At 62.0% G+C, this 14,504-nt stretch carries 11 protein-coding genes; 5 read left to right on the forward strand and 6 right to left on the reverse strand.

Going from position 1 to position 14,504, the window contains the following annotated elements:
- Nucleotides 1-3: 3 nt before the first annotated feature.
- Nucleotides 4-837: a class II glutamine amidotransferase gene (locus KHO30_RS10810; RefSeq protein ID WP_200654203.1), complete on the forward strand. Its 834-nt coding sequence runs from the start codon at nt 4-6 to the stop codon at nt 835-837.
- 5 nt (nt 838-842) lie between these two features.
- On the opposite strand, the gene KHO30_RS10815 is transcribed toward KHO30_RS10810, so the two are convergent.
- Complete coding sequence (locus KHO30_RS10815; RefSeq protein ID WP_211700886.1) at nt 843-2,594, reverse strand: cobaltochelatase CobT-related protein; 1,752 nt, start codon at nt 2,592-2,594, stop codon at nt 843-845.
- Nucleotides 2,595-2,631: 37 nt separating this feature from the next.
- Nucleotides 2,632-3,858 carry an AAA family ATPase gene (locus KHO30_RS10820; protein ID WP_211701024.1) on the reverse strand — a complete coding sequence of 409 codons (1,227 nt, stop codon included), beginning with the start codon at nt 3,856-3,858 and terminating at the stop codon, nt 2,632-2,634.
- A gap of 285 nt (nt 3,859-4,143) precedes the next feature.
- On the opposite strand from KHO30_RS10820, the gene KHO30_RS10825 reads away from it, so the two are divergent.
- The 3 genes from KHO30_RS10825 (at nt 4,144) to tkt (ending at nt 8,078) form a co-directional block, all read left to right on the forward strand.
- Nucleotides 4,144-5,250, forward strand: a complete 1,107-nt coding sequence (locus KHO30_RS10825) for a porin (protein ID WP_200618882.1) — start codon at nt 4,144-4,146, stop codon at nt 5,248-5,250.
- 267 nt (nt 5,251-5,517) lie between these two features.
- Nucleotides 5,518-5,763 (forward strand): DUF6723 family protein, encoded by a 246-nt coding sequence (locus KHO30_RS10830; RefSeq protein WP_093644253.1) that lies wholly within the window; start codon nt 5,518-5,520, stop codon nt 5,761-5,763.
- 230 nt (nt 5,764-5,993) lie between these two features.
- The gene (gene tkt, locus KHO30_RS10835; RefSeq protein ID WP_211700888.1) at nt 5,994-8,078 is read left to right on the forward strand and encodes a transketolase; all 2,085 of its coding nucleotides are present in this window, start codon (nt 5,994-5,996) and stop codon (nt 8,076-8,078) included.
- 34 nt (nt 8,079-8,112) lie between these two features.
- Here the strand turns inward: tkt and zapE are convergent, their stop codons facing one another.
- The 4 genes from zapE to KHO30_RS10855 all read right to left on the reverse strand — a co-directional run bounded on the left by zapE (nt 8,113) and on the right by KHO30_RS10855 (nt 13,402).
- A complete protein-coding gene (gene zapE, locus KHO30_RS10840) occupies nt 8,113-9,222 on the reverse strand; it encodes a cell division protein ZapE (RefSeq protein ID WP_211700890.1) in 1,110 nt (369 codons plus the stop codon).
- A gap of 19 nt (nt 9,223-9,241) precedes the next feature.
- Nucleotides 9,242-11,563, reverse strand: coding sequence for a hybrid sensor histidine kinase/response regulator (locus tag KHO30_RS10845; RefSeq protein ID WP_211700892.1), 2,322 nt, complete (start codon nt 11,561-11,563; stop codon nt 9,242-9,244).
- Between the two features lie 4 nt (nt 11,564-11,567).
- Entirely contained in the window at nt 11,568-12,374 is an 807-nt protein-coding gene (locus tag KHO30_RS10850; protein ID WP_211700894.1) for an alpha/beta fold hydrolase, read from the reverse strand.
- Between the two features lie 125 nt (nt 12,375-12,499).
- A complete protein-coding gene (locus KHO30_RS10855; RefSeq protein ID WP_093644243.1) occupies nt 12,500-13,402 on the reverse strand; it encodes a YihY/virulence factor BrkB family protein in 903 nt (300 codons plus the stop codon).
- Nucleotides 13,403-13,968: 566 nt separating this feature from the next.
- Here KHO30_RS10855 and KHO30_RS10860 point away from each other — a divergent pair.
- Nucleotides 13,969-14,427 (forward strand): response regulator, encoded by a 459-nt coding sequence (locus KHO30_RS10860; RefSeq protein WP_175051437.1) that lies wholly within the window; start codon nt 13,969-13,971, stop codon nt 14,425-14,427.
- The last annotated feature ends 77 nt before the right edge of the window (nt 14,428-14,504 follow it).

A 14,504-nucleotide genomic window follows, 5' to 3' on the forward strand; every position in this document is an offset into this window, starting at 1 on the left:
CTCATGTGCCGCTGGCTCGCTTATACCGGTAACGCGCTGCAACTCGAAACGGTGCTGTTCAACGCCAAACACTCCCTGATCGACCAGAGTCTGCATTCGCGGCTCGGCCAGACCACCACCAACGGCGATGGCTTCGGCATCGGCTGGTACGGTCAGCCCACCGACATCCCGTTTCGCTATCGCTGCATCCACCCCGCGTGGAGCGACCGCAATCTGCGCGAGGCCGCGCGGGCGATTCGCGCGCCGCTGTTCGTCGCGCACATTCGTGCGGCCACCGGTACGCCCTCGCAGGAAACCAACTGTCATCCGTTCCGGTACGGGCGGTGGCTCTTCATGCATAACGGGCTGGTGCGTAACTTTCCGCTGGTACGCCGCGATCTGATGCTGGCGATCGATCCCGAGTTTTTCCCGTCAATCGAAGGTTCGACGGATTCCGAGGTGTTGTTTTTTCTCGCGCTGACCTTCGGTCTCGAACTCGCGCCGGTTACCGCGCTCGAGCGGATGGTGGGTTTTGTCGAGGACATCGGGCGCAAACACGGTGTCGATGAGCCGCTGAACATGACCGTATGTGCCACCGACGGCGAACAGATCGTCGCGGTTCGCTATTCGAGCGAAGGGCAGTCGCGCTCGCTCTTCCACAGCACCTCGTTCCGGCATCTGCACGATCTGTATCCAGACGACCCGCGCATCGCGACAGCGGGTGAAGACGCCTTCCTCGTGTTGTCGGAGCCGCTGTCGGATTTGCCTGGCTGGTGGGAAGAGATTCCGGAGAGCACGGCCGTGGTCGCGCGGGGCGGGGAGATCGATCAGTATCCGTTCAGGCCGCAGCTGGCGTAGGCGCGCTAGCGCGTCAGCAGCATCGAACTCAACACCGAGAAGACCGTCGACGGCAATTCGGCCAGGCGGCTCACCACCACGTTGTGAGGATAGAAGTCCTCGACCGCGTCGGTCAATACGCCGATCCCCAGCAGTTCGATGCCGCGTTTCTGGATCGCCGCGACGCGTTCGCGCAGATCGTGGCGCAATACCTGCGGATCGCCGTCGCCGGTCGACGGATAGCCGTCGGAGAACACGATCAGGATGCGCCGCTCGGCCTGATGATCCGCGAGCCGCGTTGCCGCCCAGGCGAGCGCCTCGCCGTCCGGATTCTCGTGACCGCAATCGATCGTGGCGATCCCGCTTGGATCGATCGCGCCAAAGCGTTTATAGACTTTCAGATCGAGTCGCTCGACAAAGCGGTTATAGCGCTGCAGATCAGCGCCGGCCGCGAGTTGCCGCTCATACAGTTGCCTCATCGGCGCGGACTCGAGCGAGCAATAACCGAGTACTTCACAGTCGAACGACAACTGCGTCAGCGCATCGCACAGCGCGGTCGCGCACAGACGCGCCAGCTCGATCTTGCGCCCGGCCATTGAACCGCTGCGATCGATCAGCAAGCTCACGGCGACGTCGCGCCCTTTGGCTGCCCGCTGCGTGCGAAACGGCGTGCGGTAACCGGGCGAGGTCGCCAGTTTGGCGAGCGCGGTGCGGTCGATCTCGCCGCGTTCCTGTTCGCGGCGCCAACGGGTGCGTTCGTCGGCGCTCAGCGCACGCTCCAGTTTCTCCTTGAGCGGCGCGGTGTCCGCGCGGGCCTGCGCGCGAAGCTCGCGCCATGTCGCGCCATCGCCTTGACCGGTAACGTCGGTGATCTCGTCGAATTCGGTGGCGAGAGGAATCGAGAGTCGCGCGCGAGTGGTGTCTGACGCGGTACCCGCTTGCCCTTCAGAACGTGCCGACGCTTGCTGCGCATCGGCTAGCGATTGCCCCATGCCCACCGCGTTTTCCGCTAGTGCGCCACCGCTTTTATCGGACGGCGGTGAGGCTGCGTTGTCCTGGCCGGGCAGGGTGGTGTCGTCGTCGTTGAGTGGCGCCGAGGAGGACGCCGCGGTTTCCGTGTCGATGTCTTCAACCGGATCCGCGGTGAACACCATGCTGTTGACATCGCCCGCCGATAAAGCCCGCACGCGCGCCACCAACGCCTGCGCGGCCGCGATGCTTTGCGCGGTCGAACGGCTTCTGCGCGACTCGTCCAGCAGATCCTGCGCGGCGTGCAGCGCGGCCAGCAGGGAATGGCTCGCTTCGGTCCGGGTCGGCTGTTCGTCCCACAGCGCGCGCTCCACCAGCCAGACCAGCCGGTCGCGCCAATGCAGCTTCGGCCAGCGCAGCCGCGCCTGCTCAGCGGCATGCACACGCAGTTTGCCGATGAACCAGCGCGCGCCCGGATACTCGTCGAGTAGTTGTACGCAGACGCGGCGATCCTCGATCACCTGCGCGAGATTCGCCGCCACGCCCGGCGGCAGCGCGTCCATCTGTGCGAGCGACGAATGTTTGGCGCGTGCCACCAGCAGATCCAGATAGCCGATCAGCACGTCGCGCTCGACGCCGCCGCTCAACTCGTAGTCGGGAATCACGATGCGGCCGGGTTCCACACGTGGCCCATCCGGGCTGAAGGCGACCGTCACGCCGTATTGCCCGGTCAGCACGCGCGCCACTTTGCTCAGCGTCGATTCAAACGCGAAGCCTCGCGTGTCGCGCATTGCGTGCATGGCGTTCATTTGCGTGTCGTGGTCAGTGTGCTGTGGTCACTTAGCGTCAGGCGGCCGGCGCAATGTGATGGCGAACGATGCCGCGAATCAGGGCCGCGTCCTCGGGACTGACCTTCGCATAGATCGCGGGACCGGCGGCGCGTTCGGGGTCGCCGGTGCGCAGCATCAACTCGGCCCAGTCGAGCAGGCGCCGCGTGGAGAATGCGCTCGACAGGTCTTCGCGAGCGAACGCCGCGCGGCAGTCGGCGGCGATCGCGGCGAGGGTGGTGGCGAGCGCGCGAGTCATATGCGGGGCGAGGGTGCGCATCAGCACGTCGGCTTCTTCGGCGGGCGTCAGATAATCCAGCATATAGACGCGCCAGCGATCGAGAAACGCCTCGTTCATCAGATTCGCGCCCTGATACAGATGACGGAACTGGCTCATCGCGCCGACCGCATTCGCGGTAGCGAACAGCCGGAACGCGGGATGCGGCGCGACGATCTCGTTGCCTTTCTCTTTCAGCACGAGACGCCCGTGCGGTTCGAGCACGGCGGTGAGAGCGGCGAGAATCGACGGTTCGGCGAAATCGATTTCATCGACGATAAGCCAAAGGCCTTCACGCATCGCCGTGGGCAATACGCCGTCCACCCAGATCGTCTCGCCACCCTTGACCGTCCAGAAGCCGACAAAATCGCCGACGGTGGTTTGCCCGTTCATGTTCGAGCGCAATACACCGTGATGCGAGCGCGCGGCGACCTGCTCGATCAGGCTGGTCTTGCCGGCGCCGGTGTGGCCGATCAGCATGACGCGCCGGTTCTCCACGATATCTTCGACGATGTCGTTAAAGCGTTCGGAAAACAGATAGGCCGGATTGACGCGCGGCACGAGCGGGTTGTCCACGCCGCAGGGCACGTCGACACGACCGATGCGCACCGTTTCGCCCGCACCCTCTACTTGCAGATGGCGCTTCGCCGCCGAGGCCAGCGCCGCAGCGCGCTGCAACTCCGGCATGAAGGCAACGCGTTCTGCCGCGCCTGCTGCGTCCGCGGCATCGGGCGTATCGATTGCAAAGCCCTCGCGGCGCCATTTCTTCAGCTTCGCGCGCAGGTTTTCCGCATCGACCACGAGATCGATATCGACCGATCCGGCGCCGTTGCCGTCATCGACCCCATGTTCGAGCCGGTAGTTTTCCGGCCGGTCCGCCACGCTGACGCGCCACCATTCCGCGCCGTTCTCTGTCGCACGTTGGTAAAGGCCAAGGTTTTCGTCTTCGGTCAGTTCAGGCACGTTCATGGCGAGTGGAAATGGATGAATGGACAAACGATTAGCGCGTTTCTATTTGGCTGATGCCGAATGAGCGACTATCTTATCGTGAGTACCTTTCGATCTCACCGATGGGGATTTCTTTTGAGGCACGCCGACTCCACTGCGGATTTTCAATGCCGAGCGCGCAGTCCGCAAAAGCTTATTGCGTCAAACGGATAGGCCAGCAAGCACCGATCACCTATAGTTCGTGCGCGAAACGTGTAGTTTTACAACATTCTATTCTCGACAGAAGAAACTCACGGCAAAACAATGATGAGACTACATACAAAATTAGTGGCCGCTCTGGCGGTGATCAGTCCGCTGGCATATGGTCAAACCAGCGTGTCGTTATATGGCCGTCTCGACGGCGGCCTGGAATACCTGAATCACATCAATAATGGCGCGGGCGGCAGTTCGACCCGTTGGAGCGCTGAAGGCGGCGATTGGGGCACCAGTATGCTGGGCCTCAAAGGCAATGAAGATCTGGGCGGCGGGTTGAATGCGATCTTCAACCTCGAAACCGGTCTGCAAATCATGAACGGCACCACAGGTGGCGGACGGCTGTGGTCACGGCGTGCTTTCGTCGGCCTGAAGAGCGACCAGTGGGGCACGCTGCAGGCCGGGCGCAATCTGTTTATCGATAGCGACGGCGTATGGGAATTCGACCCGTTCGTGCAGGAGGCATTTTCGTCGGCATCGCTCGTGCGCGGACGCAACTGGCAGCAGACCAGCAACAACGTCGAGTATCACAGCCCGGTGTTCTGGGGCTTCGACGTGCAGGCGCAATACGCTTTCGGCAATCAGGCGGGCGCATTCAACAGCGGTGCATCGGGCGAGTTTGGCCGCTCCGACGGCATCATGCTGACGTATCATTCGCCGCTCTTCGACGTGCGTGGCATCTACGACGAACTGCGTGACAGCAACGGCCGCTTCACCAACATCTTCCAGGCCTCGCGCGAATACTTCGCCGGTGCGAACGTGCATTTCGATGCGTGGAAAATCCAGGGCGCCTATACGCATTACTCGGCGCCGGATTCACCAGTGGGCGTGGCCGACACTGCCGATCACTACTGGCTCGGCGCGACGTACAACATCCAGTCGCGCTGGGCGGTGACGGCGGGCGGCTATTACATCAAGGTCGGCGACGGCGGCAGCGATGCCGCGCACGACCCGTCCGGCCACGCGATGATGTACGTGCTCGGCACCACCTATAACCTCTCGAAGCGGACCTTCGTGTACGGCACGGTGGGCTACGTACGCAACGGCAGCAACTCGAATTTTTCGCTTGAAGCGTCGCCGCGCGATGCCACCAATAACACGAGTCCGCTTGCGGGCGAATCGCAAACCGGCGCGTATGTCGGGATGCTGCATCAGTTTTAAGGTAGCTTTCGCGGCACGTTCGTAACGGCCGTCCATACGACGGCCGCCGCAACCCGTTGCGGCAGCAACAACCTCATGTCGATTTGCCCAGGCGCACTGGAACCGGGTTCACCGGATTTCCAGTGCGCGCTGTTTTACTTCCCTCCCAATTTCGCGCTGAGCCCATTCCGCTTCGGGTGGAACGGGTATTGCTGGACGCCGGTACGCAGCTTGCTGCCATTGGAATTGGCGCACCGGACCAGAGGTGCAGGGATAAGGGATATAAACATGGCGCGACATAAGGCCGACGTGGTTGACGACGACTTCGAGATTTACGCCAGCTATCACGGAACAGGCGACGGCCGTTACATAGGTGGATTGAAGGTCGTCAGAAAAGCCGACCGGCGGATTCTGTTTCCATTCGATGGCGCACCCGAGATCGGCCCGTACGCGACCGCCGACGAGGCGCGCCGCGCGGCGATCGACTACGGCCGCGAGATTGTGGCCGCCGACCGTGCGGCCCCCGAGAAGTAACGCGCCTGGTAAAGCCGCAAGCCTTTTGAAAGAACTACCTCCAATCATCAGCACAACGCGGCACAGGATGTAACGCGCCGTGCAGATTTACGCGCATCGGCGCATCATCGATGAGCCTTGTGGTCCTCAAGCGTTCTTCCACGTTCTTCCAAATGAACACCGGTCGCCGACCACGCCGATTCAATGCGCGTCCCGGCGATGTCTCCAACCGCCGAACAAGGAGTGTCCCCATGCAAAACGATCCCGCCCTCGATCAGTTGTGCATCAACACGATTCGCACGCTGTCGATGGACGCTGTGCAAAAGGCCAATTCCGGTCACCCCGGCACACCGATGGCCCTGGCGCCGGTCGCCTACCATCTGTGGCAAAACCACCTTGTTTATGATCCGGACGAGCCGCTGTGGCCGAATCGCGACCGTTTCGTGCTCTCAGTCGGGCACGCGTCAATGCTGTTGTACTCGCTGTTGCATCTGGCGAACGTCAAGGCGGTGGACCACGACGGCAAGCCGACCGGTTCGCCCGCCGTCTCGCTCGACGACATCGAACATTTCCGCCAACTCGACAGCAACACGCCTGGCCACCCTGAATACCGAATGACCACCGGTGTGGAGACGACCACCGGTCCGCTCGGCCAGGGGCTGGGCAATAGCGTCGGCATGGCGATGGCGGCACGCTGGCACGAAAGCCACTTCAACAAGCCCGATGCGCCGCTGTTCGATTACCGCGTCTACGCGCTATGCGGAGACGGCGACATGATGGAAGGCATCTCGCACGAAGCGGCGTCGCTGGCAGGGCATCTGAAGTTGTCGAATCTGATCTGGATCTACGACAGCAACCGCATCACCATTGAGGGCCACACCGACCTCGCTTATAGCGACGACGTGGAGAGCCGTTTCCGTGGCTACAACTGGCACACGCTGCATGTGAACGATGCCAACGACGCCGCGGCGCTCGAAGCCGCGTTTGTTGAAGCGAAAAGCATCACGGACAGGCCGACGCTGATCGTGGTCCATAGCATCATCGGCTGGGGTGCGCCGCACAAGCAGGACACGTCCGCCGCGCATGGCGAGGCGCTGGGTGTCGAAGAAGTGGCGCTGACCAAGAAATTCTATGGCTGGCCCGAAGACAAGTTCTTCTACGTGCCGGACGGCGTGCATGAACGCTTCGCCGAGGGTATCGGCGCGCGTGGCAAGGCGGCGCGCGAGGCATGGCTGGCGAAGTACGATGCGTACAACAAGCAATACCCAGAACTGGCCCGCGAATTCGCGCAGATGGAAGCGCACGAATTGCCGGAGGGTTGGGACAGCGGCATCCCCACGTTCGATGCCGATCCGAAGGGCATCGCCTCGCGCGATTCCTCAGGCAAGGTGCTCAACGCGATTGCCGCGCGTGTGCCCTGGATGATCGGTGGTGCGGCCGATCTCTCGCCGTCCACCAAAACGAATCTGAAGTTCGAAGGCGCCGGCAGTTTCGAAGCCGACAACTATGGCGGATGCAACCTGCACTTCGGGATTCGCGAGCATGGCATGGGCGCGGCAGTGAACGGGCTCGCGTTGTCGAATATGCGGCCGTTCGGCTCGACCTTCCTGATTTTCAGCGACTACATGAAGCCGCCGATTCGCCTTTCCGCAATCATGGAAGTGCCGGCGATCTACGTGTTCACGCACGATTCGATCGGCGTCGGTGAGGATGGTCCGACTCATCAACCGATCGAGCAACTGGCTTCGCTGCGTGGCGTGCCGGGACTGACCGTGCTGCGTCCGGGCGACGCGAATGAGGTCGCCGAAGCGTGGCGCGTGGCGATGTCGCATTCACAGCGGCCGTCGTGCATCATCGTGTCGCGTCAGGCCTTGCCGACGCTGGACCGCACGCGCTATGCGTCGGCGAAAGGCGTGCAGAAGGGCGCTTATGTGCTCGCCGATGCGCCTGACGGGCAGAAGCCTGAAGTGATTCTGCTCGCCACGGGCAGCGAATTGTCGCTATGTGCCGACGTCTACGAGAAGCTCAAGAGTGAAGGGATCGCGGCGCGGGTGGTGTCGATGCCATCGTGGGACCTCTTCGAGCTACAGGACGAGGCCTATCAGGATTCCGTGCTGCCGCCCGATGTGGATGCGCGCGTGGCCGTCGAGCAGGCGGGAACGTTGGGTTGGGACCGCTATGTCGGCCGGCTCGGCGCGCAGGTGGTGATGCATACGTTCGGCGCGTCGGCGCCGCTCGCCGATCTGAAGAAGAAGTTCGGCTTCACGCCAGACCATGTGTATGACGCGGCGAAGCAGCAGATTGCGCGAGTGAAGGGGAAGCGCGGCAAGGCGTAGGGTGTGTGTCGGCAGAGGGACGTTCACGCCGTTCTCACGGCTGGGCGACCGCCTGCGCTGCGGCGCTCTCGATCCTGCCGGCAGCGTTGTCGAGCGTGCTGCGATAGCTGCGCGATTGCATTTCGGCGAGCCTGCTGAGCGTTCTCGACAGATCGTGCGCGCCTTCGAGTCCGCTCAGCGCTGCCTCGATCGGCTGATCGGACGCGATGAACAGCGCGCATTTGCGATCGTAGAAGATATCGACAAGCCATATGAGCCGCTGCAGCGTATGCGCCTGGGCAAGCCACTCCGTGCGCACCTGATCGAGAATCAGGCCGTGCCAATGCTCGGCGAGGTCCAGGTAGTCAAGGTGCGAACGGCTTGCCACGCACAGGTTTTCGAAGTCCGCCCATAGCAAAGCGGCTCCCGCGGCGCGCGCGGCGAGCGGCCGGCCTGCCGCGCTGACGGTGGCAGGCTCCAATGTCTCGTTGCCTTCATAGCGCTCGAAAATTTGCAGGAGTGCGTCGCCGGTTGCTGCGTCGAGCGGCGCAAAAAAGTGCGACAGCGCGGCTTCTTCGCCGCCGAAACGGTAATCACGTGCGCCGTCGAAATGAATCACCGTGAAGCAACGTTTGATCTGTTCGATCGTGGGCAGGAAGCGCTCGTGAAACTCCGGGTCGGACAGCAGGGCGTCTGGTGCGTAGTTCGAGGTCAGCACGATGCGTGTGCCCAAACCGATCGCGGTATCGAGAAACCGGCCCATCAGGAACGCGTCGGCGATATCGTGCACGTGAAATTCGTCGAAGCACAGCAACTCCACGCCGTCGAGCCATTGTTGCGAGACTGACCCCAGCCGGTCGTCGCCGCGCGGCTCATTCACCAGACGCCGGTTCATCTCGCGCAGGAATTCGTGGAAATGCAGGCGCCGCTTCCGGCAGCTTGCCAACTCGAACACCGTGTCGACTACCAGGCTTTTGCCACGACCGGGTAAGCCGTGGCAGTAGACGCCCTGATGTGTGGGCGTGGAGCCGGACTTTGCGCGGCGCGCGACTGACCCATTTTCGCCCAGCAACGTGACGAGCGCCGCGATGGCATCGCGCTGAGTTGCATCGGGAAGGATGTCGCGTGCGGCGAGGGCACTGACTACATGAGCTTCATCAAGCATAGGCTGGAGGTTCCGTCCGTTAGCGGTTCAATACGCGTTGTAATTCCCGCGGATCGACGGGCTTGGTGAAATGATGGTCGAAGCCCGCTTCTTCAGCGGTTTGTTTGTCCTGCTGCTGCCCCCAGCCGGTAACGGCGATCAGCAGAATGCCCGCGTCATAATGATCATGACGAATGCGCCGCGCCAATTCATAGCCGTTCAGGCGCGGCAAACCGATGTCGAGAATCACCGCCTGCGGTGCGAATTCGCCGATCAGTTCCAAGCCGGCGATGCCGTCGCCGGCAGTGCGCACCTCGTGGCCCTCGAGTTCGAGCACCATGGCGAGGCTATCGGCGGCGTCTGCATTGTCGTCGACGATCACGACGCGCAAGCCCGCCGTGCGCGGCATTTCGGCCGGCGCATTCTCCGACTGCTGCGGGGTCGCTTTCGATAAGGGCAGGCGGATCACGAACTCGCTGCCGCTGCCAGGACCGCTGCTGAATGCGGCGACCGTGCCGCCGTGCAGTTCGGCGAGGCCGCGCACCAGCGCGAGGCCGATACCGAGGCCGCCTTGCGAGCGCTCCAGCGCCGGGGCGAGTTGCGAGAACATTTCGAACACGCTGTCCAGATGCTCGCGCGGAATGCCGATGCCAGAGTCACGTACGACGATCACCGCTTCATCGCCTTCGCGCTCCGCGGCGAGCGAGATGCTGCCGCCCGGCGGCGTGTACTTCGCGGCATTGTTCAGCAGGTTTAGGATCATCTGCGACAGGCGTGTGGGATCGGCGTCGAGATAGAGCGGCTCGCGCGGCAAGGTCATGCTCAGATGATGCGCCGACGCCTGCACGGTGGGCTGCGCCGCTTCCATGGCGGATTGCATCGCACGCGCGAGTTCGAGCCGCTGCTTGCGCAATTCGAGTTTGCCCTGCGTGATGCGCGACACTTCCAGCAGGTCGTCGACCAGATGCGTCATGTGTTGCAATTGCCGGTCGAACACGTCGCGAGACCAGCTCAGTTGCGGGTCGGCGAATTCCTTCAGACGCAGGATTTCGAGCACATTGCGCATCGGCGCGAGAGGATTGCGCAGCTCATGCGCGAGCGTGGCGAGAAATTCGTCCTTGCGGCGATCGGCTTTTGAGAGCTCCAGATTCAGGCGCTGCAATTGCTGTTCGGCACGCCTGCGCCCGGTGATGTCGCGGCTCACGCTGACTGCGCCATAGATGTCGCCGCGCGCATTCGCCAGCGGCTTGACCACCGTTTCGCACACGCCACGTGAGCCGTCGCGGCGCATGAAGGTCAGTTCGCTGCGCCACGTGCCATCTGCAGCGAGGCCGGCGAACGCTTCGCGGCGGATGCGTAGCGCATCTTCCGGCGGATGGAACATCGAAATCGGTTTGCCGAGAATCTCACGCATGCGATAACCCAGCATGCGTTCTCCGCCGACGTTGAAATCGGTGATGTTCCCACGGAGATCGGTGATCACGATCGCGTCGCTCAGATGCTCGAAAATCGCCGCCTGGCGCAGCAGCACGGTCTGTGCTTCCTTGCGCTCGGTAACGTCAATGCCGAGGCCGTAGATCATCAGCGGCTCGCCGTGGCTGTTATAAGTGGCGCGGCCGCGGCCTTCCATCCAGCACCAGTCGCCGCTTGCATGCAGGAAGCGGAATTCGGCGACGTAGTCGTCACCGCTTTTCACCGCATGATCGACTGCCTCGTTGAGTGCAATCAGGTCGCCGGGATGAATCAGTTCGAAAAAACCACCGGGTATTTTCGCAAACCGTCCCTCGGCGTAGCCCGCGAGCGCTTCGAGTTCGCGGCTCCACCAGAACTTGCCCGACTTCGGTTCGTGCGACCACGCACCCATACGCGCACCGCGCATGGCGAGGCTCAGCACATCGCGGCTTTCCTGTAACTCTTTCTGTGCGAGTTGATGCGCGGCGACCGACGCCTCCGCATTACGGCGCGCGAGTAGCAATTCCTGCTCGTACTTATGGCGATCCGCGACGATCAGTACCGCCACTTCGACATAGGTGACTTCGCCATGACGACGGCGTACGGCGTTGAGCAGCATCGGCACCACGTGGCCTTCGCGATGCATCATGTTCAGTTTGACCTCGGCCACCGAGCCTTGCATCTGCAGAAGCGGCGCCCAGTGTGTCTGGTAGAACACTTTGCCGCCGGTGGTCAGCAGGTCCTGAATGCGCTTCGTGGTGGCGAGCTCAAGCGCTTGATAGCCGAGCCAACCGCAGAAGGTCGCGTTCACGCGCAGGATGCCGCCGTCGGTGTCGGTCACGAGCAGGCCGCAGGCGGCGTGCTCGAACAACACATCGGCAGACGGCAGCGGACGGTCCGTGCTTTGCATTGTCTTACAGACTCATCGGCTCGAGGAAGGCGCGCATGGCCGCGGCGCTCGCGCTGGGAGAACTCAGATGCGGACAATGGCCGACGTTCTCGATGACGTGCAGCGTGCTGGCGGGCATCATTCTCTTCATATATTCGCCAACCGAGCGCGGCGCGATGATGTCGTCGCTACATTGCAGGATCAGCGCAGGCGTGACGATGCGCGGGAGCAGCGCGCGGTGATCGGAGAGAAACGTGACGCGGGCGAAGTGCCGCGCGATCTCGGGGTCGGTGCGACAGAAGCTGTTGGTCAGTTCGATGCCGAGTTCGGGCTGCTCGGGCGCGCCCATGATGACCGGCGCCATGGTGCTCGACCAGCCGAGGTAATTGCTTTCGAGCGTGCGTAACAGGTCCTCGATATCCTCGCGCGAAAAGCCGCCGACATAGTCGCCGTCATTCACATAGCATGGCGACGGACCTACCATGATGTGCGCGGCAAAGAGATCTGGCGCTTCGAGACCGGCGATCAAGCCGATCATTGCGCTGACCGAGTGGCCGACGAACACCACCGGCCCCTCGGCGCCAACATCATTGACGATCTCGATCAGGTCGGCCGCATAGCCGTTCAGCGAGCCGTACTTGTCGAAGTCATAGGCCGACAGATCAGAAGAGCCGCTGCCGACGAGGTCGAACATCACGGTTCTGTATTCGCCATGGAACGACGGCGCGAGGTAACGCCACATGCTCTGATCGCAGCCGAAGCCGTGCGCCATCACCATGGTTCGTTGGCCGGAACCGGAAACTTTCACGTTATTGCGCTTGCTGATGCTCATTACCGATTCCTGAGGCCTGCGGGCCTAAGTGGCGGAACGCCAGGCCCGGCATGTTATGAGGCAATGTTACCGCAGTCTTGCCGTGAGGCCGTGCCCGATGTGCAGCCGCAAGGGTGCGATATCCCTCACGCTGTTTTTATTTCCTGCGGCGGAGCTTCAGCCGGCTCGAGCCCGAATCGTTCGTATTGCGAAATCACCTGCGCGCCGAACAGAAGCAAGGTAGCTAGCCACTCCAGACTGAACAGGATCACGATGGCCATGGTCAGCGACCCATACACCACACTGACCTGCGACAGCGTTGCAAAATACCAGACCAGCACATGCCGCGTGATCTCCCACAGCACGGCGGCAACGATTCCGCCGAAGAGCGCGTGTTTGAGGGAAGGTCGCCCAACGGGCATGACCATATAAATCGACGTCAACACAAAAACCTCGCCCGCGAGGCCGAGCAGATATAACACCGCGCGCGACAATCCCTGCAATGAAACATGCAGGCCGAATAGTTCGACACCCTCGGCCCCGACGGCCTCCAGGCCGCTCGACACAAACGTCACGATCAATAATCCAATGCCGAGAAAGAGGATGTAGCAATAGGGCAGCAGCGCAGAGAGCAAAAAGTGTCGGCGCCGCACCACCACCCGGTGTACGAAAATTAACGACATCGCGTTCTCGAGCACCGTGAATGCGAGCGAGCTGAAAAAAATCATGGTCAGCAATAGAACCCAGCCAATCACCGCGCGATGCGCCAGAAAGTTGGCCAGCTCTCGTACCAGCGCAGTGGACTGACCAGGGACCAGCCACTGCAACAGATGTCCCAGCGCTGCCAGCAGAACGTGCTGCGGCACGAGGCGTGACAACACGATCACGATAAGAATCATGAGCGGCACAATCGACAATAGCGCGTAATAAGCGACCGCCCCCGCGAGCAGCAAACCCTGGTTCGCGCGGAAGGCTTTCAACGTCTGCAGCACAAACGTGCCGGGATGTTTCGCCACATACAGCGCGTGCTCATCGATGATGGTTGGCATGGCTCCTCACGGTGTGCGTCTTCGGGCCTGATAGAAAGGCAATCCGTTTCAGCACCTACCGTAAATTCGTAGCAAGAACGCAGCCACCCCGGCGACCGTGCGGGATAACCCGCAGGCAGCGTTATCGATGCGACGCCGTTTTCCGACAAAATTTCGCGCATTTCTCCAACCGACGTTTGGGTGTTTTCCCCAACTCGTCGCGACTATATTCGTTCGTATACAACGGGCCGATGATGCCATGGTGAATACGAAGCTATGCGCAATGCACGCAGCAAGGGCGGCATGCACGGCGGAAGTGCGTTTCATCTGTATTTCAGCGCAATATCCCGTGCTTGCGCACGATGTGTCGCGAGGCGTCAAGACAGCATAAATCAGGAAGCGGCAGTTCGCCCGTTGCGCTATGGTGAGGATGTGGCGCATGTGCAGCGGTGGATCGAGCGCGGCGTGGCGAAAACCGAAGCAAATGCCTGGCGAGCGATAAGCGCTTGCCGCGCGGTGGGAGCGAATCTTGCTCGCATGTTCCTCGATGCCCAGAAGCGGCACCAGAAAGAAGCCAGGAGACCAGGGTGACGTTCGACGACAGAATGGACGAGAGCGATGACGTCGTGGTTTGGCGGACTATTCAGTATGCGATGGCATCAAACCGTCGCGTACTGGTGGTCGACGATTACCGCGAAGCGGCCGAAGCATTGCAGATGCTGCTGAACGCCGACGGTTTCGAGTGCCGTGCGCTATGCGATCCGCTTGCAGTCTGCGGTATGGCCTGCGAGTGGCAGCCGTTCGCGGTTTTGCTTGACATCAAGATGCCCGGCCTTGATGGCCTTGAGCTGGCTCGTCGCCTGCGGGCCAATCCGTTGACTTCGGACATGTTGCTGGTGGCCTGTACGGCGTTTGCTTCGCGCGAAGACAAGGTGCGGGCCAAGGCCGCCGGTTTCGACGCGCATTGTGCCAAACCCTTGACACCGGAGCGGCTCTTGCGCGTGCTCGAGTCTGCCGCCGCGTTGCATACTGTGGGACCGCAGTAAAGACGGCGTAATCATGCCCGTTCGTTAATTTCTCTTCGAAGTTCCCACCGGTTAGCCGGTTCTGCGGACGCTCTTTA

Origin of the sequence: Paraburkholderia aspalathi, from assembly GCF_905220735.1 — a bacterium.
GTDB classification, from domain to species: domain Bacteria; phylum Pseudomonadota; class Gammaproteobacteria; order Burkholderiales; family Burkholderiaceae; genus Paraburkholderia; species Paraburkholderia aspalathi.